The 21,342-nt window shown below is 71.5% G+C and carries 19 protein-coding genes and 1 riboswitch; of the genes, 10 read left to right on the plus strand and 9 right to left on the minus strand.

Going from position 1 to position 21,342, the window contains the following annotated elements:
- Positions 1-95: 95 nt before the first annotated feature.
- The gene (locus tag ABD250_RS10800) at positions 96-1,442 is read left to right on the plus strand and encodes an MFS transporter (RefSeq protein ID WP_259844490.1); all 1,347 of its coding nucleotides are present in this window, start codon (positions 96-98) and stop codon (positions 1,440-1,442) included.
- Between the two features lie 138 nt (positions 1,443-1,580).
- On the opposite strand, the gene ABD250_RS10805 is transcribed toward ABD250_RS10800, so the two are convergent.
- A complete protein-coding gene (locus ABD250_RS10805) occupies positions 1,581-2,300 on the minus strand; it encodes a nicotinamide mononucleotide transporter family protein (RefSeq protein ID WP_179523661.1) in 720 nt (239 codons plus the stop codon).
- A gap of 93 nt (positions 2,301-2,393) precedes the next feature.
- Positions 2,394-2,587, minus strand: a riboswitch (FMN riboswitch).
- A gap of 175 nt (positions 2,588-2,762) precedes the next feature.
- Positions 2,763-3,224 carry a Rieske (2Fe-2S) protein gene (locus tag ABD250_RS10810; protein ID WP_182658242.1) on the minus strand — a complete coding sequence of 154 codons (462 nt, stop codon included), beginning with the start codon at positions 3,222-3,224 and terminating at the stop codon, positions 2,763-2,765.
- 45 nt (positions 3,225-3,269) lie between these two features.
- Between ABD250_RS10810 and ABD250_RS10815 the strand changes: the two genes are divergently transcribed.
- Both ABD250_RS10815 and ABD250_RS10820 read left to right on the plus strand, forming a co-directional pair.
- Positions 3,270-4,430 carry a pyridoxal phosphate-dependent aminotransferase gene (locus ABD250_RS10815; RefSeq protein ID WP_182658243.1) on the plus strand — a complete coding sequence of 387 codons (1,161 nt, stop codon included), beginning with the start codon at positions 3,270-3,272 and terminating at the stop codon, positions 4,428-4,430.
- Positions 4,431-4,539: 109 nt separating this feature from the next.
- Positions 4,540-6,366, plus strand: a complete 1,827-nt coding sequence (locus ABD250_RS10820) for an acyl-CoA dehydrogenase C-terminal domain-containing protein (RefSeq protein WP_182658244.1) — start codon at positions 4,540-4,542, stop codon at positions 6,364-6,366.
- A gap of 120 nt (positions 6,367-6,486) precedes the next feature.
- Here the strand turns inward: ABD250_RS10820 and ABD250_RS10825 are convergent, their stop codons facing one another.
- The 3 genes from ABD250_RS10825 to ABD250_RS10835 form a co-directional block, all read right to left on the minus strand.
- The gene (locus ABD250_RS10825) at positions 6,487-7,452 is read right to left on the minus strand and encodes an NADPH:quinone oxidoreductase family protein (protein ID WP_182658245.1); all 966 of its coding nucleotides are present in this window, start codon (positions 7,450-7,452) and stop codon (positions 6,487-6,489) included.
- Between the two features lie 163 nt (positions 7,453-7,615).
- Complete coding sequence (locus ABD250_RS10830) at positions 7,616-8,059, minus strand: hypothetical protein (RefSeq protein WP_182610166.1); 444 nt, start codon at positions 8,057-8,059, stop codon at positions 7,616-7,618.
- An 82-nt stretch (positions 8,060-8,141) separates the two neighbouring features.
- Positions 8,142-8,804 carry an NAD(P)H-binding protein gene (locus ABD250_RS10835; RefSeq protein ID WP_182658246.1) on the minus strand — a complete coding sequence of 221 codons (663 nt, stop codon included), beginning with the start codon at positions 8,802-8,804 and terminating at the stop codon, positions 8,142-8,144.
- A 250-nt stretch (positions 8,805-9,054) separates the two neighbouring features.
- On the opposite strand from ABD250_RS10835, the gene ABD250_RS10840 reads away from it, so the two are divergent.
- From ABD250_RS10840 to ABD250_RS10855, 4 genes are all read left to right on the plus strand, one after another.
- Positions 9,055-10,314 carry a L,D-transpeptidase gene (locus ABD250_RS10840; RefSeq protein ID WP_179523668.1) on the plus strand — a complete coding sequence of 420 codons (1,260 nt, stop codon included), beginning with the start codon at positions 9,055-9,057 and terminating at the stop codon, positions 10,312-10,314.
- A 53-nt stretch (positions 10,315-10,367) separates the two neighbouring features.
- Entirely contained in the window at positions 10,368-11,246 is an 879-nt protein-coding gene (locus ABD250_RS10845; RefSeq protein ID WP_182617533.1) for a P1 family peptidase, read from the plus strand.
- Positions 11,247-11,430: 184 nt separating this feature from the next.
- A complete protein-coding gene (locus ABD250_RS10850) occupies positions 11,431-12,789 on the plus strand; it encodes a hemolysin family protein (RefSeq protein WP_179523670.1) in 1,359 nt (452 codons plus the stop codon).
- A complete protein-coding gene (locus ABD250_RS10855; protein WP_241730556.1) occupies positions 12,786-13,889 on the plus strand; it encodes a hemolysin family protein in 1,104 nt (367 codons plus the stop codon). Before ABD250_RS10850 ends, ABD250_RS10855 begins: the two co-directional genes overlap by 4 nt.
- A gap of 73 nt (positions 13,890-13,962) precedes the next feature.
- Here the strand turns inward: ABD250_RS10855 and ABD250_RS10860 are convergent, their stop codons facing one another.
- Together ABD250_RS10860 and ABD250_RS10865 are read right to left on the minus strand one after the other, a co-directional pair.
- Positions 13,963-14,505, minus strand: coding sequence for a DUF4112 domain-containing protein (locus ABD250_RS10860; RefSeq protein ID WP_241730557.1), 543 nt, complete (start codon positions 14,503-14,505; stop codon positions 13,963-13,965).
- Between the two features lie 11 nt (positions 14,506-14,516).
- The gene (locus ABD250_RS10865) at positions 14,517-15,515 is read right to left on the minus strand and encodes a dioxygenase family protein (protein ID WP_344392228.1); all 999 of its coding nucleotides are present in this window, start codon (positions 15,513-15,515) and stop codon (positions 14,517-14,519) included.
- 166 nt (positions 15,516-15,681) lie between these two features.
- Here ABD250_RS10865 and ABD250_RS10870 point away from each other — a divergent pair, with 166 nt between their 5' ends.
- The 3 genes from ABD250_RS10870 (at position 15,682) to ABD250_RS10880 (ending at position 20,441) form a co-directional block, all read left to right on the plus strand.
- Positions 15,682-17,631: a penicillin-binding transpeptidase domain-containing protein gene (locus ABD250_RS10870; RefSeq protein ID WP_344392230.1), complete on the plus strand. Its 1,950-nt coding sequence runs from the start codon at positions 15,682-15,684 to the stop codon at positions 17,629-17,631.
- A gap of 17 nt (positions 17,632-17,648) precedes the next feature.
- Positions 17,649-18,533, plus strand: a complete 885-nt coding sequence (locus ABD250_RS10875) for an SDR family NAD(P)-dependent oxidoreductase (protein ID WP_179523673.1) — start codon at positions 17,649-17,651, stop codon at positions 18,531-18,533.
- Between the two features lie 81 nt (positions 18,534-18,614).
- Positions 18,615-20,441 carry an acyl-CoA dehydrogenase gene (locus tag ABD250_RS10880; RefSeq protein WP_182659584.1) on the plus strand — a complete coding sequence of 609 codons (1,827 nt, stop codon included), beginning with the start codon at positions 18,615-18,617 and terminating at the stop codon, positions 20,439-20,441.
- Between the two features lie 30 nt (positions 20,442-20,471).
- Here ABD250_RS10880 and ABD250_RS10885 read toward each other — a convergent pair whose 3' ends face one another.
- Positions 20,472-20,930: an SRPBCC family protein gene (locus ABD250_RS10885; RefSeq protein ID WP_182616416.1), complete on the minus strand. Its 459-nt coding sequence runs from the start codon at positions 20,928-20,930 to the stop codon at positions 20,472-20,474.
- A 7-nt stretch (positions 20,931-20,937) separates the two neighbouring features.
- A complete protein-coding gene (locus ABD250_RS10890; protein WP_182610734.1) occupies positions 20,938-21,324 on the minus strand; it encodes an ArsR/SmtB family transcription factor in 387 nt (128 codons plus the stop codon).
- Positions 21,325-21,342 lie beyond the last annotated feature (18 nt).

Raw genomic sequence — 21,342 nt, forward strand, 5'->3', positions numbered from 1 at the left:
CACCCGGGGGCACCGCGAACACCGGGGATACCGGGGATACCGCTGCAGCCCCCACCGCGGACCCCGGCGCCGACCCCGTTCAGCTTCACGACCGGGTGCAACGTCGGGTCCTGACCGTCCTGGTCCTGGGGCAGTTGCTCGCCGGCGCGGGACTGGCCGCCGGCGTGACGGTGGGCGCGCTGCTCGCCGAGGACCTGCTCGGCGGACCGGGCCTGTCCGGCCTGCCCTCGGCGCTGTTCACCGGCGGGTCCGCGCTCGCCGCGGTCGCCGTGGGCAAGCTGTCCCAGGCGCGGGGGCGGCGCCCCGGATTGGCCGCGGGCTTCGCGTTCGGGGCGCTCGGGGCGATCGGGATCGTCGTGGCGACGTCCATCGAATCCCTGCCGCTGCTGTTCCTGTCGTTCGTCATCTACGGCTCCGGAACCGCCACCAACCTGCAGGCCCGCTACGCCGGAGCCGACCTGGCGACCCCCGAGCGCCGCGGTCGGGCGCTGTCGTACGTCCTGCTGGGAACCACCGCGGGGGCCGTGGCCGGGCCCAACCTCGTGGGTCCGACGGGCGCTGTCGCCGAATCGCTCGGCCTGCTCCCGTTGGCCGGACCGTTCCTCCTCGCGGCGGTGGCCTACGGCGGCGCTGCGCTCGTCATCTCCCTGCTGCTCAGGCCTGATCCGCTGCTCGAGGCGCGGAGGCGGGAGACGGCGGCGGTGGGCTCGGCGACCCCCTCGCCGTCGTCGATCACGTCGTCCCCCGGGGTCACGACCGCCGCGGTCTCCGGCGCCGCGGTCCCCGGGCCCGCATTCTCCGGCGCCGCGGTTCCCGACATCACGTCCTCCCACGCCGGGGCGGATGCCCCCGCCCGCATCTGGACGGGCGATGTGATCACCGGAGTCGCGGTGATGGCACTGACGCAGTTCGTGATGGTCGGCCTCATGACCATGACCCCGGTCCACATGCGTGCGCATGATCACGCTGTGACCGTGGTGGGGTTGGTGATCTCTCTGCACGTGGCGGCGATGTTCCTGCCGGCGCCGCTGTCCGGCTACCTTGTCGACAAGTTCGGCACGCGGCTCGTCGCCGTCTCGGCGGGTCTGGTGCTGCTGACCTCGGGCGTGCTCGCCGCTGTGTCGCCACCGCAGTCGACGGTGCTGGTCACCACGGCGCTGATCCTGCTGGGGCTGGGGTGGAGCCTGGGCCTGGTGGCCGGCACCACCGTCCTCACCACCTCCGTTCCCACCTCGGTTCGCGCGACCGTCCAGGGCCAGGCCGACGTGGCCGTGGCGCTGTCCGGCGCGGCGGGCGGCCTGCTCTCGGGGCTGGTGTTCGCGTGGATCGAGTTCCGCGGGCTCGGGTTCGCGCTCGCTGCACTGTCGTTGATCGTGGTGGCTGCTGTGCGACCGCGGCGTGCGGCGGGGGCGGCTGGGGCCCCTCGGGTCACGGCGGTCTGACACCCGGGGCGTCCGCCGAGTGGTCGCATATCTGCCCGATCGCCGGAGCCCACCCCGGGGAAACGTGAGCGGGTCCGACCCTTCGGCGAGGCGCGGGCGGTCGGGCGCAAGCCTCGAGGCGAGGCCCGACCGCGGGCGTCAGCCCACAGCCACCTGCTCCGACCGCTCCCCGGGAGACGACTCCCCCGCCCGCTCCGCCAGGTCGACGCGCCACCACACCACGAACCCCCAGATGACGAACGCCCCGTACACCAGGTAGAGCGCCGCCGACGGGTAGTACCCGGCCTTGAGCAGCAGCGGTACACCCACGATGTCGACGCCGATCCACAGCAGCCAGAACTCCGTCCACCCGCGGGCCATGCCGTAGGTGGCCAGGATCGAGCCGGTGAAGATCCACGCGTCCGCCCACGGGCCCCACGACCCGAGCTCGGAGAAGATCCAGCCGAAGACCAGCGTGCCGACGATCATCCCTGCGACGAGCCCCGCCCGCTGCCGGCCCGTGGCCCAGTGCGGATGGACCGCGACGGCCTCGACCCCCGCCTGCCCGGGCAGGGCCGCGCTGATCCGACGGTCCCGCGACCAGCGCCACCAGCCGTAGAGCCCGACGGCGAGGAACATGACCTGCCGTCCGGCCTGACCGTAGAGGTCGACGTCCTGCGGGGTGTGGAAGACGCCGCCGAGGAAGACGGTGAGCAGCGTGAGGTTGCCGACGATCCCCACCGGCCAGGCCCACACCACGCGGCGCATCCCGCCGATCGCGGCGGCCAGGCCGAAGACATTGCCGATGATCTCGCGCCACAGGATCGGCACTCCGCCGATCATCAACTGCGCGTCGAGGAATGAGACGAGAAGGCTCATCGTGTGCCCCTTTCACGGGCTCAACACAGACGGCCCAGGGCTTATGCCGCATCGCCCACGGTTCCACGGCCGGGCCGCGGTCCCTCGGGGACACGTTGTTCTCTTCCATCCGGACTATGACCGTCGGCCCCGGGATCACACCGGGTCTGCTGACCCCCGCGCATGCGGCCTGGCCGGACTCGATGTCCGGCCCGCCGCGTGTGCGGGGCGCTCGCGGGCTCGCCCCCGGCTATGGAGCCGGTGGCATCACCGCCGGTGGGGAATTTCACCCCGCCCTGAGAACGTGTTCCCGTTCTACTCCCACCGAGTGCGACGCCGCAACTACCGCACCCCGGGAGGCGCGGGCGGCACGCTGTCGATATGCGCACCGTCGATAAGAGCGTTCCACGCATTCTCACTCGGCCGACGGGTGCGGAACGCCCTTCTCGACGAGGGGAGGGCGCTGGTGCACCCCGCCGCGGGTCAGCCGATCGTCAGTTGGCCGTTCGACTCGGTCACCGGGACCACGTCGAGCGGACGCGGGGCCGGCGCGAGGGTGTTGCTGCCGTCAGTCGCGTCGTACTCGGCGCCGTGGAGCGGACACCGAAGGTGCAGGTCGCGGACCACCTGGACGGTCCCACCCTGATGGGTGCAGCGGGCCGAGTACGCGACGAACTCACCCTGTGTGGGCTGCGCGACGATGACCGTCGCGTCCCCCGACTTAACCTGCTTGGCGGTCCCGACGGGCACGTCCGCGGCGGGGATCGAGGTGGCCTGCACCTCGGTCGTCTGCTGCACGGTGGACGGCGGCTCCGCCGGCTCGGTCATCCCGCACGCCGAGGCGATCCCCGGCAGCAGGATGATCCCGGGCAGGGCGGCCAGGACGGTGCGGCGCTGCGTGCACGGTCCGACGGAGACGGATGCGGCGGCGGGGTGCTCGGTCATGTGGTCCATCGTATCGGGCGGCGACGGCGGACCTAGGCTGACGACATGACCGTCCGCCGTCTCGAGCCCCACGCCACCACGATCTTCGCCGAGGTCACCCAACTCGCCGTGCGGTTCGAGGCCGTCAACCTGGGGCAGGGCTTCCCCGACACCGACGGCCCCGCGTCGATGATCGACGCCGCCGTGCGTGCCATGCGCGAGGGCCACAACCAGTACCCACCCGGGACGGGGGTGCCCGAACTCCGGCACGCGATCGTCGCCCACGAGACCGGCCACACGGGTCTGGTCCACGACCCGGACACCGAGGTGCTGGTGACGGTCGGCGCGACCGAGGCGATCGCCGGTGCGGTGGTGGGCCTGGTGGAGCCCCACGACGAGGTGGTGGTGATCGAGCCGTACTACGACTCCTACGCCGCCACCGTCGCGATGGCCGGCGCCACCAGGCGCGCGGCGAGGATGGTCCGCTCGGGCGATCGTTTCCGCCTCGACGTGGACTCCCTGCGGGCGGCGTTCTCCCCGCGGACGCGGGCCGTGCTGGTCAATTCGCCGCACAACCCCACCGGAGCGGTGCTGCCGCGGGAGGACCTCGAGCAGATCGCGGCGTTGTGCCACGAGTTCGACGCGATCGCGATCTCGGACGAGGTCTACGAACACCTGACCTACGACGACAACGAGCACGTCTCGATCGCCACCCTGCCGGGGATGGCCGCGCGGACCCTGCGGATCTCGAGCGCGGGCAAGATGCTCAACTGCACCGGCTGGAAGATCGGATGGGTGACCGGGCCGGCCGAGCTGGTCGCGGGCGTCCGGGCCGCCAAGCAGTACATGAGCTACACCGCCGGCACGCCGCTGCAGCTGGCGGTCGCCCACGCCCTTCGTCACGAGGACGGGTGGATCCGGGCGCTGCGGTCGCAGATGCAGGACCGGCGGGACCAGCTGGTGGACATCCTCACGGGGGTCGGGCTGGACCTCGCCGTCACCCAGGGGACCTATTTCCTCACCGCGGATCCGCGACCGCTCGGCGTCACCGACGCCGCGTCCTGGTGTCTGGAGTTGCCCGGCCGGATCGGCGTGGCGGCGGTGCCGTTCGCGCCGTTCACCGACGCCTACTCCGGCGAATGGTCGCACCTGGTGCGGTTCGCGTTCTGCAAACGGCCCGAGGTCCTCGACGAGGCCGGGCGGAGGCTCCGCACGCTGGCGAACTGAGGCGAATCGGAGCACGCTCCGGACGGACTCGCGCACGTGCCTGCCAGGCTCTACGGTAGGTCCCTGACGCGCCGGTCGGTGCGCCCGTGCGTCGACGAGGAGTACCCGAGTGTCCCACTACCGCAGCAACCCGCGTGACCTGGAGTTCGTCCTGTTCGAGGTGTTCGGCCTCGACGAGATCTTGGAGCGGGACGACACAGAGCTCGACGGTGAGACGGTCCGCACCATGCTGCGGGAGGCCGCCGCGCTGGCGGAGGGGCCCGTGGCGGCCTCGTTCTCCGTCGCCGACCGGAACCCCCCCGGGTTCGACCCGGAAACCCACGAGGTCACGCTCCCCCCGGAGTACGTGGCCTCGGTCCGCGCCTGGCAGGACGGTGGGTGGGGCCTGGTCGGCGTGGACCCCGCCGTCGGCGGCGTCGCGGCCCCCCGCATGGTCACCTGGGCGATCACGGAGTTCCTCCTCGGGGCCAACCCGTCGATCTTCATGTACCTGTCCGGACCGCTGTTCGCCGAGATCATGCACACCATCGGCAACGAGCAGCAGCAGAAGTGGGCCGCCCGGATCATCGACCGCAACCACGGTTCGTCCATGATGCTCACCGAGGCCGAGGTGGGCTCGGACGTGGGCGCCGTTCGCGCCAAGGCGATCGAGCAGCCCGACGGCACCTGGCACATCGAGGGCGCCAAGCGGTTCATCACCGGCGCCGACTCCGGCGACCTGTTCGAGAACATCTGGCACCAGGTGCTCGCCCGGCCCGAGGGCGCGGGCCCCGGAACCAAGGGCCTGAGCTACTTCCTGGTCCCCAAGTACCTGCCGGACCCCGAGACCGCGGCGCCCGGTGAGCGCAACGGCGTGTACGTGACCGGGATCGAGAAGAAGATGGGGCTCACCGCCTCCGCGACGTGCGAGGTGGCGTTCGGCGCACACGGCCGGCCCGCCGTCGGCTTCCTCGCCGGGGACTCCCACCTGGGAATCAAGCAGATGTTCAAGACCATCGAGGCCGCTCGGATGATGGTGGGGACCAAGGCGATCTCCACCCTGTCCACGGGCTACCTCAACGCGCTGGAGTTCGCCCGGGAGCGCGTGCAGGGCAACGACATGGCCGACGCCGGGAAGCCCGACGCCGGGAAGGTCACCGTCATCCACCACCCCGACGTGCGCCGGTCGCTGCTCACCCAGAAGGCGTACGCGGAGGGACTGCGCGCGGTGTACCTCTACGCGGCCGCCCACCAGGACATCGTGGCCGCGGAGGTCGTCTCGGGCGCCGGCCCGGAACTGGCGCACACCGTCAACGACCTGCTGCTCCCGATCGTCAAGGGCGTGGGGTCCGAGCGCTCCTACCAGTGCCTGGCGGAGTCGCTGCAGTGCTTCGGCGGCTCGGGATACCTGAAGGACCACCCCCTCGAGCAGTACATCCGCGACGCCAAGATCGACTCGCTCTACGAGGGCACCACCGCCATCCAGGCGCAGGACTTCTTCTTCCGGAAGATCATCCGCGACGGCGGCACCTCGCTCGGTCACATCGCCGCGCAGATCCACCGGACGGTCGACGAGGCCGGCCCCGCCGGGCTCGAGTCCGTCCGCACCGCGGTGGCGGGCGCCCTGGCGGATGTCGAGTCCATGGTCGGAACCCTGACCGGACACCTCATGTCGGCCCAGGAGGACCCGGAATCGCTGTACCTGATCGGGCTCGGTGCGGTGCCGCTGCTCATGGCCGTCGGCGACCTCATGGTGGGGTGGATGCTGCTCCGCGAGGCGACGGTGGCGTCGGTCCGACTGGCCGACGCGACGGGCGACGACCACGACTTCTACACCGGCAAGGTCGTCGTGGCCGGCCACTTCGCGCGGGCCCACCTGCCGCAGGTCGCCGCCGCCCGCGCCACCATCGAGGCCCTGGACCTGGACGTCATGCGGATGCCGGAGGGCGCCTTCTAGAGTCGGCCCCGCCAGCTCGTCGTGCAGAGCGTTCCGCACACATCCGCCGAGAGCGGGGTGCGCGGAACGCTCTTGTCGATGGCGCTACGGCCTCGACGGGGCCATGGGGACGGGTGTCGCTCAGCGTCCGGTGGTGAGCACGATCTTGCCGACCGCGCCACGGCCGTCCATGAGCTCCAGTGCCTCGGCGGCCTTGTCCAGCGGGAACTCGGCGCCGACGATCGGGTCGAGCTTCCCGGCGGCCAGCAGCGGCTCCACCTCGGTCCACTGCTTCTGCAGGTAACCGGGGTTGCTCATCCAGTACTCGCCCCAGCCCACCCCGACGGCGCTCTTGTTCCCGAGCAGCAGTCGGTTGACCTTGACCGTGGGGATCTCGCCGCCGGTGAACCCGATCACGAGGATCCGGCCCTCCTGTCCGAGGGACCGGATGGAGTCGGTGAAGCGGTCACCGCCCACGGGGTCGACGACGATGTCGACACCCTTCCCGCCGGTGAGCTCCTTCACCGCGTCCTTGAACCCCTCCGGCGCGATGGCGTCGGACGCGCCTGCCTTGAGTGCCAGTTCCCGCTTGTCCCCGGTGGAGGCCACCGCGATCACGCGGGCGCCGGACGCGACGGCGAACTGCGTGGCGGCGATCCCGATCCCGCCACCCGCGCCGTGCACGAGAACCGTCTCCCCGGGCTGGAGCCGGCCGCGGTGCGCCAGCGCGAAGTGCACGGTCAGGACGTTCATGGGGATGGACGCCCCCTGGGCGAAGGTCAACGAGTCGGGCAGCCGGAACACCTGTGAGGGCTCGGTGGAGACCACTTCGGCGAATCCGCCGAGGCCGGGAAAGGCGCACACGCGGTCGCCGGCGGCGAAACCGGATCCCTCGGGAGCGGAGCGGACCACGCCGGCCACCTCCGAGCCGGGGACGAAGGGCAGCGGGGGCGACATCTGGTACTTCCCGCGGGTCTGGAGCACCTCGGGGAAGGTCACCCCTGCGGCGTGGACGTCGATGAGGACCGCTCCCGGCTCCGGTTCTGGGAGGTCGACCACCTCGAGGGCGGCGGGTCCGTCATGGGATGAGATGTGGATGGCACGCATGGACCCATAGTGTCAGCCCGGACACCCGCCTCGCCGGGACAGGGCCGACCGGGTCACGGGTCAGAGGACCCGGTTACACGGGTCGGTGGGCCCGGGTTCACGGGTCGGTGGGCCCGGGTTCACGGGTCGGTGGGCCCGGGTTCACGGGTCGGTGGGCCCGGGTTCACGGGTCGGTGGGCACCGGCGGGGTCGGATCGGCCGTCTCCGGGCGGCGGCGCAGGAGATGGAGTGCGAGCCCCACGGCCACCACGACCTGCCCCACCTGGAAGGCCAGCGCCATCACGATGAACTCCCGCCCGAACGTGGTCGGCAGGACCAGGAGCAACGCGCAGATGCCCAACAGCGCGACCGTGAGGATCTGGCCCCCGGCCAGGAACCGTCGCGGGCTGGTGACCAGGCGGCCGCGGGAGAGCAACAGTACCGAGTTCAGTGCCACGAGCAGGCACACCGGCACCCCGATCTGCGCGGGGAACAGGAACAGGATCACGAAGAGTGGGTGCGAACTCAGGGTGACGGTGCCGGTCGCCAGGAACTGCGGGACGCTCCACAACGCGGTGAGAAGTGCGCAGGACACCGTGATCCACGAGCCGCCCACCAGGATTCGCACCGGTCGAGGATAGCCGTGCCGCCCCCGGCGCGGTGCCCCGCCCATCTCGTGAACGACCCGCCCCGGCCGGGTCACCCGCGCGTCACTCCCTGGTCAGTGCCTCACCGATGGGGGTCTCGCCGTCGGAGAACTCGATTGTGCGACCGACGGTGTCCGGCCGTCGCAGTACCGCTGCCGTGACGGCGGCCACGACGTCCCGGCTCGTGGCCCGGTCCTCGCGCTTGTCGGCGCCCACGCCGATCGACTCGCCTCCGGCGTCGTCGGTGAGCATCCCCGGACCGAGGATCGTCCACTGCAGGTCGGACTCCCGGAGATGGGCATCCGCGGCGGCCTTGGCCTGCGCGTACGGGTAGAACGAGTCGTCCTCGGGCACCCCGTGGTCGGTGCGGGCCCCGTCATAGGAGATCATGACGTACCTCTCGACCCCCTCCTCCGCGGAGGCGTCCATGGAGCGGATCGCCGCGTCGCGGTCGACCGCGTAGGTGCGGTCGGCGCTCCCGCCACCGGCGCCGGCGGCCCACACCACGGAGCCGCTGTCGCGCAGCACCTCCCGCAGGCCCTCCACGTCGAGCGTCTCGACATCCGCGACGACGGGAGTCGCGCCCACCTCGCGGATGTCGTCGGCCTGGTCCGGATTCCGGATGACGGAGTTGACCTGGGCACCCGCCTCCGACAGGATCCGGGCGGCGCGGAGGGCGACCTTGCCGTGGCCGCCGATGATGGTCACAGGGCGTTCGATACTCATGGCCTCCGTTGTACTCCTCCGCCCCGCTCCGTGCGCCTCCTCGGTGGCGCGGCGCGGGACCGTGGCCGGCACCCCGCCACCCGAGACGCAGCTCACATTCCGGGGACCTCCCGGCCCGATCCGGTCACAACTCCACAACGACACGCCGGAGGCGCCCGTGTGGGTTCGCGTCGTGTCGGACCCGGCGTGCATCATGTGCACATAAGCCGGTGCTCACCGGTACACCCCCAGTTCTGTCTCGGAGTCACGCATGTCCTTGTCCCGGTCCGGGTACCTCTCGCGCTCGGCGGCGCAGGTCCCCCTCGTCTTCCTCGCCGGGCTACTCGCCCTCCTGCTCATCGCGACCGGATGCACCATCCCCGTCCCCACGGGTTCGGCCGGGGAGACCACCCCGACCGAGACGTCTCAGGCTCCGGTTCCGGCGACACTCCAGGTCACCCCGGTCGACGGGGCCACGGAGGTCGCCGTGGTGGACGGCGTCCGGGCCCGGGTCGAGAACGGTTCCCTGACCGAGGTGGTCCTCACCAACGACGCGGGCAAGGAGATCGAGGGCGAGTTGTCACGGGACGCGACCTCGTGGGAGCCGGCGGTCACCCTCGGGTACGGGCGCACCTACACCCTGGACGTCACCTATCGGGGTGCGACGGGCGGCCCGAGGACCGACACTCGCACGTTCACCATGGCCAATCCTCAGTCCATCATCAGCCCCACACTGGTCACCCCGGGCGGTGGCGCACTGGAGTCGGGCCGGGAGTACGGCGTCGGGATCATCGTGGGCGCCAGATTCGATCAGCCGGTGGCCGACCGCGCCACCGTGGAGAAGCACATGACGGTCACCACCGAGCCCGCGGTCGAGGGCAACTGGTTCTGGCTCGACGACACCACCGCGCACTGGCGCCCGAGGGACTACTACGCCACCGGCACCCGGGTCCACGTGGACCTGGACACCGAGGGCCGGAACCTCGGCGGCGGCCAGTGGGGCGGAGAGGGCGCGGAGGTCGACTTCACCATCGGTGACCGACGGGTGGCCATCGCCGACGACGTCACCAAGACGGTCTCGGTGTTCCACAACCAGGAGCTGGTCAAGACCATGCCCACGTCGATGGGCAAGGGCGGGTGGGCGACCTACAACGGTGTGAGCATGCACTTCTGGACCCAGCGGGGCGTCTACACGGTCCTCGACAAGGCCAGCTCGGTGCTCATGGACTCGTCGACCTACGGTCTGCCGCTGGACGTCGGCTACAAAGTGACCGTCGACCACGGGGTCCGTCTCACCAACGAGGGCATCTACTTCCACGCCCTCGCCTCGTCGATGTGGGCCCAGGGCAACACCAACGTCTCGCACGGATGCCTCAACCTCTCCCCGGACGACGCGTCCTGGTACTTCGACCAGGCGGTCGCCGGGGACATCGTCGAGGTCCGCAACACCGGCGGCCCGGAGCAGGGGATCTGGCAGAACGGCGACTGGGCTGTCCCGTGGAGCACCTGGCAGAAGGGTTCCGCCGACTGAGGGGCCGGTCGACACCGTTGCCGGTCGGATGGTCGGCACGCTAATTTTGCCCGATGGAGCCCCGCACACCCCGGACCCGCCTGCCCGGAGTCTCGATCGGCCACTGGACGGACCCGTCGGCGATGACGGGGTGCACGGTGGTGCTCCTCCCCGAGGGGGCGGTGGCCTCACGAGAGGTGCGCGGTGGCGCCCCGGCGACCCGCGACCTCGACGCACTCGCCCCCGACAAGGCCGTGACCTCGATCGACGCGGTCCTCCTCACCGGCGGATCGGCGTTCGGCCTGGCCGCCGCCGAGGGGGTGATGCGGTTCCTCGAGGAGGCCGGGCGGGGTGTGCCCACTCCCGGTGGACGCGTCCCGATCGTGCCGACCCTGGCGCTGTTCGACCTCGGGGTCGGCGACCCGAAGGTCCGGCCGACGGCGGAGGACGGCTACTCCGCCGCGGTCGCGGCGAGCGGGCCGCGGTTCGAGGTGGGGCAGCTCGGTGCGGGGACCGGGGCGTTCACGTCGCAGTGGCGCGGGGTGGAGAACCTCCGTGCGGGCGGGATCCGGTACGCGGAGAGCACACTGGGCGACCTGGTCGTGGGGGCGCTGTGCGCGGTGAACGCCTACGGGGACGTCGACCCGGGCGGCACCGAGGTCGACCTCGACAGTGTCGCGAACCTGGTCCCGCCGTTCGACTACACCTCCGATCGGGTCCACACCACCATCGGAGTGGTGATGACCAACGCGAGGTTGGACAAGACCGCGTGCTTCGTCGTCGCACAGGGCGCCCACGACGGGCTCTCCCGGGCGCTGACACCGCCGCACACCCGGTACGACGGTGACGGTTTCGTCGCCGTGGCCACCGGCGAGGTGGCCGCCGACGTCGACACGGTCCGCCTGATGGCGCTGGACGCCGTCTCCCGGGCGATACGCTCCGCCGGCCACTGACACGCCCGGCGACGCCACACGCCGGAACGGAGTCGACATTTCCGGCGATGGGCGGGACAATCGGTAGTCACCCCGGGCACCGGCCCGTGGGCGACCCCGACGAAAGCGCAGGAGCACCTCCAGTGAGCCGAGCCGATACACCGGCCCGATCTATCAGCCCCCTTCTCGGAAGGGGGAACACCGGATGAGCATCGCGCTCTCACTACTCGTCGGAGTCGTGGTGGTCCTGGCGATCACCGCGCTCACGGGCTACTTCGTGGCCCAGGAGTTCGCGTTCATGGCCGTCGACCGCTCCCGGATGGGGGCCGCGGCGGAGAAGGGCGACCCGGCGGCGGCACGCGTCCTCGGCGTGACCAGACGAACATCCTTCATGCTCTCGGGCGCCCAGCTCGGTATCACCGTCACCACCCTGGTCGTCGGTTACGTGGCCGAACCGCTCATCGGCCGCTCGATCGGCGAACTCCTCGGCCTGGCGTCCGTGCCGCAGGGAGTCGGCGTGGTGGTCGGCACGGTGCTGGCACTGCTCTTCTCGACGGTCGTGCAGATGATCTTCGGCGAGTTGGTGCCCAAGAACCTGGCCATCGCCAAGCCGGAGCCGGTCGCACGCTGGCTGGCCCGGTCCACCACGATCTACCTCGCTCTGTTCGGCTGGCTCATCGGTCTGTTCGACAAGGCGTCCGAGGCGCTGCTCAAGGCCGTCGGTATCGAGCCGGTGCATGACAAGGAGCACTCCGCCACCGCCCGCGACCTGGAGCACATCGTCGCCGAGTCCGAAGAGACCGGCGAGTTGTCCGAGGAGCTCAGCGACCTGTTGGACAGGATGCTCGACTTCCCCGGACAACCCGCCGAGCACGCCATGATCCCGCGGAGCCGCACCGATGTGGTCCGCGCGGAGGACACGGTCAACGAGGTCCTGTCCAAGATGGCCACCGGCCACACCCGCTACCCGGTCGTCGGCGACGACTCCGACGACGTGATCGGCATCGTGGACCTCCACGATCTGCTCTCGGTGTGCGACGACGACCAGGCCGATCTCACCGCGGTGTCCGCCCTGATGCGCGCGCCGATCATCGTGCCCACCTCCCTGCCCCTGCCGGAGGTGGCCGCCCGCCTGAGCGCCGAGAAGTCGGAGATGGCCGTGGTGGTGGACGAGTACGGCGGCTTCGCCGGCGTCGTGACGATGGAGGACATGGCAGAGGAGATCGTCGGCGAGATCGCGGACGAGCACGATCCCCAGCTCGCCGCCGGGACCCCGGTCAGCGAGGGTCTGGGCTGGCTCCTGTCCGGCGACACCCATCTCGACGAGGTGGAACGCCTGCTCGAGATCACCCTGCCCGAGGTGGACGCCGAGACGCTCGGCGGGCTGGTGGTCGAGACGACCGGTGACCTGCCCGAGCTGGGCGACCGTGTCGACATCCCCCTTCCCGACACGGACGTGTTGGAGGAGTTCTCCGCGGACCGGGTCCTCCGGACCGAGGTGCGCCGGATCGAACGACGCGTGCCGGCCGAACTGCACGTCGTGGTCGAGGAGGCCGCGCGATGAACCCCACCACCACCCTGCTCGCCGCCGAGGCCGGATCGGGCCTCATGAGCAACCCGCTCGTCGTGGTGCTCGCCACGATCGTCCTCATCGCGGCGTCCGCGTTCTTCGTCGCCGTCGAGTTCTCGCTGATCTCCGCGCGTCGCCACCGCCTCGAGGACGCGGCGGCGTCGAGCGCCTCCGCCCGGGCCGCCCTGCGCAACGCCTCCGAGCTCACGCTCCTGCTGGCGGGATCCCAACTCGGGATCACGCTGTGCGCACTGGCGCTCGGCTCCATCACCAAGCCCGCTGTCCACCACTGGCTCACCCCGGTGTTCGCCGGCTGGGGCCTGCCCTACTGGACGGCCGACGTCATCGCGTTCGTCATCGCCCTGCTCATCGTCACGTTCCTGCACCTCGTGGTGGGCGAGATGGCTCCCAAGTCGTGGTCCATCACGCACCCCGAGTACTCGGCCACGCTGTTGGCGATACCGATGCGGGGCTTCCTCTGGATCACCCGCCCGCTGCTGGTGATGCTCAACACCCTCGCCAACCGGATCCTCCACCGGATCGGGGTGGAGACCCGCGACGAGGTGGCCTCCGGGCAGGACGCCGACTCCCTGCGGGAGCTCGTGCGCCACTCCGGTGAGGCCGGCACGCTCGACGACACCCACCACCGGCAGCTGCTCAACGCACTGGAGCTGCAGGAGCTCACCGTCGGTGACCTGCTGGGCGAGCGCGGCGTGGACACCCCCGCCGCCCCGGAGGAGATGTCCTCGGTCGACGTGGACGCCTCGCCCGAGGAGATCCGCGAGACGGCCCGCCGCACCGGTCACCTGCGCCTGCTGGTGATGGACAGCGACACCGCGGTGGGCGTGGTGCACGCGCGGGACGCGATCAACATCCAGGCGGCGGCCACGGCGAGGGAGCTCATGCGGCCGAGCCTGTCCCTCGAGCACGACCTCTCGGTGGCCGAGGCGTTCCGCCGGATGCGTGAGGCGCGGGCACACCTCGTCGTCGTCGAACAATCCGGCGGCCACCCCGGCACCCACGTCTCCGAGGTGAGGGGGGTCCTCACGCTGGACGACGTGGTGCGGCGCCTCCTGCCCGTGACCTCCGTGTAGGCCGGGGGCTGCGGGTCGGGGACCTGTGGGCCGGGGGCTGCCGGCCGGGGGGTCGGGGGCCTGCCGGCCGGGGTCAGAGCAGCCCGATCACCCTGAGCAGGCCCCACAGCGCGAGCCCGGCCATGCCGATCAACACCAGCAGCATCAGACCCACCGCGCCGACCGCGCGGAGCAGGTAGCCGCGGGCGTCGGTGTCCACGCGCCTGCCCTCGGCGATGGTCCGGTCCACCAGGCGCAGGTTCTTGGACGTGGCCTTGTGCGCGGCGTCCGCCACGTCGCCCACGAAGGGGATCACGCCGAGCACCGCGTCGACGAGGTAGTTCCAGCCCATCCGGAACAGGATGTGGACGGGGACCCGGTTGCGGATCGCCTCGGCCAACACCGCGGCCGCGACCACGGTCCCCAGCGCGTCCCCCACGACGGGCACCAGACCGATCACCGGGTCCAGCCCCATGCGGTACCTGGTGCCCGGTATCCGCACCAGGTCGTCCATGACGCGCGCGAGGCCGGAAGTCACGGGGGACGAGGCGGTCCGCACCACCTCGGGAGCGGGCCGCCCCGCCGCCACGGGATCGGTCACCGGGTACCGCACCGGGTCGGGTCGACTGCTGGTCATGGGGGACGAGCCTACGGGGACGGGGGCGCCTCGCCACCGCGGCCCGGCGGCGGCCCGCCGGGCATGCCCGCACCACCGGGCGGCGATCCACCGGGCCCACCGGCCCCGCCGGCGGCGTTGTCCTCCGCGGCCGCGACACCGATCGTGATCGCCACCCGGTAGCCGTCCGCCGGGGACCCGACGACCTCGGGCATCTGGGCGTCCCACCCGTCGGAGAATACGGTGTCGGACTCCAGGCTCACCCCGGCCATGTTCCGGACCGAGGCGCTGTACCCGGGATCGTGGGCGTAGACGGCGTCGGAGACGTCGGCGGGAAGGGCGATCTGCGAGGTGAGCCGGGCGTTCTCGCCCGCGACGGCCGAGGCCAGGGTGTCGTAGACCTCGAAGTGCAGGTGCGGCCACCGGCCCGAATAGCAGGCCGGGAAGATGCTGGTGAACTCCACCCGGCCGGACTCGTCGGCGGTCTGGACTCCCCGGAGATAGTTCTGGTCGGTGACGCCCTCGCTGTAGAGGGAGTAGCGGCCCTCGCGATCGCAGTGCCAGAGGTACACCGCCATCCCGGCACCCGGGGCGCAGTCTCGTGTGAGGTCCTGCAGGTCGACGGTCAGGCGCATGGGGACACCCTCCGCGGTACCGGTCATGCCCCCGAAGCTCGAGGTGATGTCCGAGCGGTGCACACCGGATTCGATCAGCACGTTGGGCCCGTTGGAACCGTCTCCCGGGTAGGGGCCGGCGGTCTCCCCCGGCGCCGCCTCGACGCACTCGCCCACCGACGCCCCGGACGAGCCGTCGGACGCCGTCGTGGTGGCCCCGGCGGTGGCGTCTGCCCGGGTCGGGTCCGTCGCACACCCCACCGTCAGGCCCACCGCCCCCACCCCGGCGGCGCCGAGGATCCCGCGGAGCGCCGCACGCCGGTTCATCACGGCCAGATCGTGACCGAGGCCCAGATCGTGCTCGTGCACCGCAGGGTCGGGGGTGTCGACCGCGCGGGATCGTCGGTAGGTGAACATCGGGACCTCCGGGGTGTGGTGCGCCGGCTCCTGCCGGCGGGACTGGTGAGGACGCTAGGGATCGATGCCGGGAACCCGCTGCGGGTCCGCTGGGAGTTCCCTGTACGCCGGGTGATCGTCCGGCCGGTCCGGTGCGGAGGGGCGGGGTTTCTGGTTTCGTGGGGTGATGACGCCCACGACACCGCGCCGCCCCTGCCCCAGCAGCGCCCGCCGCCGACCCCGCCCCGTCGCCGGACTCGTCGCGGCGGCCCTGACGGTGGCCCTGACCGGTACCGGGTGCGCGGCGTTGACCGGTGACACCGGCACCGATGAACTCCAGCAGTTCCTCGCGGCGCTGAGCAGCGGCGACCTCGCGGGGGCGGCCGCGCTCACCACCGATCCGGCCGCGGCGCAGGAGACCCTCGAGGCCAACGTGCTGGCGATGGGATTCACGCCGACCCTCTCCGCCGGGACCCCGGACGGGGACCGCCGCCCGGACCGCGACCCCGTGACGGTCGAGATCACCTGGGACATGGGGACGGCCGGAGACGACGAGGCCGACAACGACGAGGCCGACGGCGACGAGGCCGGCTCCGACCCGGCCGGCGGGACCCCCGGCACGGAAGGCGCCGCCCGCATCGTCACGACCACCGGCGAGGCGCGGACCACCAGGGTCGGCGAGGACTGGAAGGTCGAGTGGGCGCCGACGATCCTCGACACCCGCCTCGAGCCGGGGGGCACCCTGGCCTTCTCCGAGATCCTGGACTACGACACCTCGGTCCTCGACCGCACGGGCGAACCGCTGCTGCAGTGGACTCCGGTGACCGCGGTGACCCTGGCGCCGGGGGCGGTGGAGTCGGCCGACGCTGTCGCGGCGCTGGTGAACCCCGTGGTGCAGACGATCACAGGGCAGACGATCCGCGAGGGCATGACGGAGGCGGGGGACCAGCCGTACCAGATCGTCGCGCTCCGCCCGTCCGACATCGACCCGATCCGCGAGCAGCTCGCCGCCGTCCCGGGGGTGAGCCTGCCCGAGCAGGGCCAACTCATCCGCACCGACCGGGACCTCGACTCCCCCGCTCTCACCGGGTTGCCCGACGCCTGGACCGAGGCGCTGCAGGAGGAGGGCGGCTGGACCGCGGAGATCGTCAATCCCGACGCGGAACCGATCGAGCTCGGCAGCGCCCCGGTGGGCCAGGTCGACGACCTCGTCTCCACGCTGCAGATCTCGATGCAGCGGGCCGCCCAGCAGGCGGTGGACTCCTCCGCCCTGGGCGCCTCGATCGTGGCGATCCAGCCCTCGACGGGCGGAATCCTGGCCGTGGCACAGAACTCCGCCGCCGACCGGCAGGGGCCGGTGTCCATGCAGGGCCGCTTCCCACCGGGGTCGACGTTCAAGATCGTCACCACGGCCGCGGCGCTCGAGGCCGGCGTCGTGGGCCCGGACGAGGTCGTGCCCTGCCCGGCCTCGGTCACCGTGTCGGGGCGCACGATCCCCAACGACGACGACTTCGAGCTCGGCCCGGTGCCGCTGGAGACCGCCTTCGCCCGGTCGTGCAACACCAGCCAGGCCGTCATCAGCGACCGGCTGACGCCGGAGGCCATGAAGGACACGGCCGCGAAGTTCGGCCTGGGCGTCGGGTTCTTCGCCCCCGGCCTCGGAGCGGACACCTTCACCGGGTCCGTGCCCGTCACCGAGCAGGGCCCGGCCCGCGTGGAAGCGGCGATCGGGCAGGGCGAGGTGTTGGCCAGCCCGTTCGGGATGGCGGTCATGACGGCCTCGCTGGCAAACGGCGGGCGGATGATCCTGCCGCACGTCGTCGACGGGATGACCGGCGACGCCAACGACGCACCGGAACCGCTCGACCCCGGAGTCGTCGACACCCTGCGCCGGTACATGGAGCAGACCGTCCGATCGGGCACCGCGACGGCCGCCAATTCGATCCCCGGACTCGGGGGCAAGACCGGCACGGCCGAGGTCGGCACCGGTCCCGCCCACGGCTGGTTCGTCGGTTCCACCGGGGACATCGCCCTCGCGGTGCTCATCGAGGGAGCCGACTCCTCGGGGCCCGCGGTGTCGATGGCCGCCGGGTTCCTCGGCGCCGCAGGACAGCCCGCACCCCTCGCGCGCGGGTGAGACGGTAGTTTCGCGTCATGCGTCTCCCCCGCCTCCCGCTGTCCGACCTCCCCGTCCCCGGCCTCGCCCGGTTGCCGTTCGTCTCCTCCCCCTCCCCCGCGGACACCAACCGCCGGGTGCTGGTCACCGGCGGGGCGTCGGGTCTCGGTCTGGCGTTGGTCACGGCGTTCCTCGAGCGCGGCGACCGCGTGATGGTCGCGGACCTCGCGGCCACCGACGACCGGCCCGCCTCGGTCCCCGGGGATGCGCGCTATCTGCGTCTGGACGTGCGTTCCGAGGAGGAATGGCAGGCGGCGCGCGCGGAGATCGAGCAGATCTGGGGCGGCATCGACGTGCTGGTCAACAACGCGGGCATCGCCCAGGGCGGCCGCATCGAGTACCTCACCGAGGAGGACTGGCGGCTCATCACGGACATCAACCTGCTGGGTGTGGCGCGGGGCTGCCGCACCTTCGTGCCGATGCTCAAGGCGCAGGGCCACGGGCACCTGGTCAACACGGCGTCTCTCGCCGGGCTCGTACACCCGCCGACCATGGCCTCCTACACGGCGGTCAAGGCGGCCGTGGTGGCGATCTCCGAGACCCTGCGGTGGGAGCTGGAGCCGTTCGGGATCGACGTGTCCGTGCTGTGCCCGTCGTTCTTCCGCACCAACCTGGCCTCGAGCCTCAACTCCTCGGACCCCGCCGCGAGCGGATTCGCGAGCAAGCTCATCGACCGCTCCGAGCGCGGCGCGGACGAGATCGCCGCCGAGGTGATGACCGGTCTGGACGCCAAGGAGTTCCTGATCCTGCCCGACCCGGACGCCCGCAAGGCCTACCGCGGCAAGCGGTTCATGCCCGCCGCGTACGCCAGGACCATGCTCGGGATGGGGCAGAAGTTCGCCCGCGCCACCGGCGGGAGCTGACGGTCCCGCGGGCCGCCCGTCCCGGTTCCGCCGGGCACGGCCCGAGTCGGCACCGCGCCCGGGGCAAGTACCCTGCGGTGCATGACTCCCTCGCTCCCCCTCCCCTCCACCGTGATGTCCCGCGCCGATCTCGACTTCCTGCTCCACGACTGGCTGCGGGTGTCCGAGCTGTGTGGGCGTGAGCGGTACGCGGACCACTCCCGCGAGACCATCGACGCCGTGGTGGACCTGTCGGCCGAGCTCGCCGAGAAGTACTTCGCCCCGCACAACCGCAAGGCGGACCTCAACGAGCCCAGGCTCGTGGGCGAGGAGGTCGAGCTCATCCCGGAGATCGCCGAGGCGCTGCGCCGCTTCGCCGACGCCGACCTGGTGGGCGCCGCGATGGACGAGCGGGTGGGCGGGATGCAACTGCCCTACACCGCCTACCTGGCGTGCATGGCGTGGTTCTACGCGGCCAACGTCGCCACCGCGGCGTACCCGCTGCTCACCACCGGCAACGCCAACCTGTTGATCGAGCACGGTTCGGACGAGCAGATCGAGCGCTACGTCAAGCCGATGGTCGAGGGCCGGTTCACCGGCACCATGTGCCTGTCCGAGCCGCAGGCCGGCTCCAACCTCGCCGACATCACCACCCGCGCCGAGCCGCAGGACGACGGGACCTACCGGCTGTTCGGGCAGAAGATGTGGATCTCCGGCGGCGAGCACACGATGTCCGAGAACATCGTGCACCTCGTACTGGCCAAGGTGCCCGGTTCGCCGGCCGGTACCCGCGGCATCAGCCTGTTCGTGGTGCCGAAGTACCTGGTCGACGAGGACGGTTCGATCGGGGAGCGCAACGACATCGTGATCACCGGCCTCAACCACAAGATGGGCTTCCGCGGCACGGTCAACACCATGCCCACCCTCGGCCAGGGCATGCACACCCCCGGCGGCCGGCCGGGCGCGGTCGGATACCTCGTGGGCGAGGAGAACACCGGCCTCAAGAAGATGTTCACCATGATGAACGAAGCCCGGCTCGGCGTGGGTCTGGGCGCCACGGCCCTCGGGTACACCGGGTACCTCAAGTCGCTCGACTACGCGCGCAACCGCCCTCAGGGGCGGACCGTCGGTGCCGATCCCTCCTCGCCGCAGGTCATGCTGACCGGGCACGCCGACGTGCGGCGGATGTTGCTGGCCCAGAAGTCCTACGTGGAGGGTGCCCTGGCGCTGGGGCTGTTCTGCGCGAGGCTCGTCGACGACGAGAAGACCGGGTCCCCGGAGGAGGCCGCAGCCGCCTCCACCCTTCTCAACGTCCTCACCCCGATCGCCAAGTCGTGGCCGTCGCAGTGGTGCCTCAAGGCCAACGAACTCGCGGTACAGGTACTGGGCGGGGCCGGGTACACGATCGACTACGACGTCGAGCAGCACTACCGCGACAACCGCCTCAACCCGATCCACGAGGGCACACACGGGATCCAGGCCCAGGATCTGCTCGGGCGCAAGGTCCTCGCCGGGGGTGGTGCCGGACTGGCCGCACTGAGCGAGCGCATCGCCGCCACCTGCGACCGGGCGGATGCGGCAGGCGGCCCGGCCGAGGAGTTCGCCGCGCTGCTCCGACCGCGGGTGACGCGACTGATCGAGGTGACCACCGCACTCGCCGGGCTCGGGGCGACCGACCCGGAGGCGTTCCTGGCCGACGCCACCGAGTACCTCGAGGCCGCCGGTCACATCGTGATCGCCTGGATCTGGCTCGAGCAGGTCCTCGCCCTGGGAGGTCGGATCGACGACGACGCCGACGGGTTCGCCGCCGGGAAGCGGCAGGCCGCGGCGTACTTCCTGCGGCGCGAGCTGCCCGTCGTGGACGCGAAGTTCGACCTGCTGGCCGCGGCCGACCGCACCACCCTGGACATGCGCGACGACTGGTTCTGACCAGCGGTGCCCCCGCCGAGCAGGCGGTCCTCAGCGGGCTGTGGACGATGCGAGCACGCCGTCCAACTCCTCGAACGCCTCGGTCCAGCCGTCGTAGACGCCGTGTTCGGAACCGCGGTCGTCGGGGTGCCGGGCCATGTGGAAGGTCATCAGGGTGCGCCCCTCGCCCGCCTCGGCGAGGTCGACGGTGATGACGGGGACCTCGTCCCCGCGCTCGTCGTCCGGGCTGACCCAGGTGAACCGGAGCCGGTCGGGCTCGCGGACCTCCAGGTATTCGCCCGTGGCCGGCCACTCGCCGCCGTCCGGGTCGATCATGAGGTAGGCGTAGCTGCCACCCACGCGGAGATCGATCGAGACGCTCTCGGCAGGGGTCGTGACCTCGTGCGGGTGCCACCAGCGAGCGGCCAGTGTCGGATCCGTCCACGCGCGCCAGAGGGTCTCGCGCGGGGCGTCGAATGTGCGGGTGATGGTGAATTCCGGGACGGACATGATGTCGTCACTCCTTCGATCGAGGCGTGCGACCTCGATCCGTGGGGTCGGCGTGCCCGGGCCGGATGTCGGTGAGCACGTCGTCGAGTCGGTCGAACTTCTGCTGCCACAGCGCGCGGTTGCGCTCGACCCAGGCCGTGGCGGCGTCCAGCGGTTCCGGCCGGAGCGTGCACACCCGCCACTGGGCGCGCGTGCTTCGCTCGATGAGACCGGAGGTCTCCAACACCCGGAGGTGTTGCGAGATGGCGGGTGCACTGATGTCGAACGGTTCCGACAACTCGCCCACAGTGGCCGGCCCGGCGCTGAGCCGCTCGAGGATCCCGCGACGCGTGGGATCGGCGAGCGCCTGGAACACCCGGGACAGCGGATCACCGGCCTGCTTCAATTCACTCATTCCTTAATTAGGCGATAG

The organism is Dietzia cercidiphylli (assembly GCF_039531545.1).
GTDB classification, from domain to species: domain Bacteria; phylum Actinomycetota; class Actinomycetes; order Mycobacteriales; family Mycobacteriaceae; genus Dietzia; species Dietzia natronolimnaea.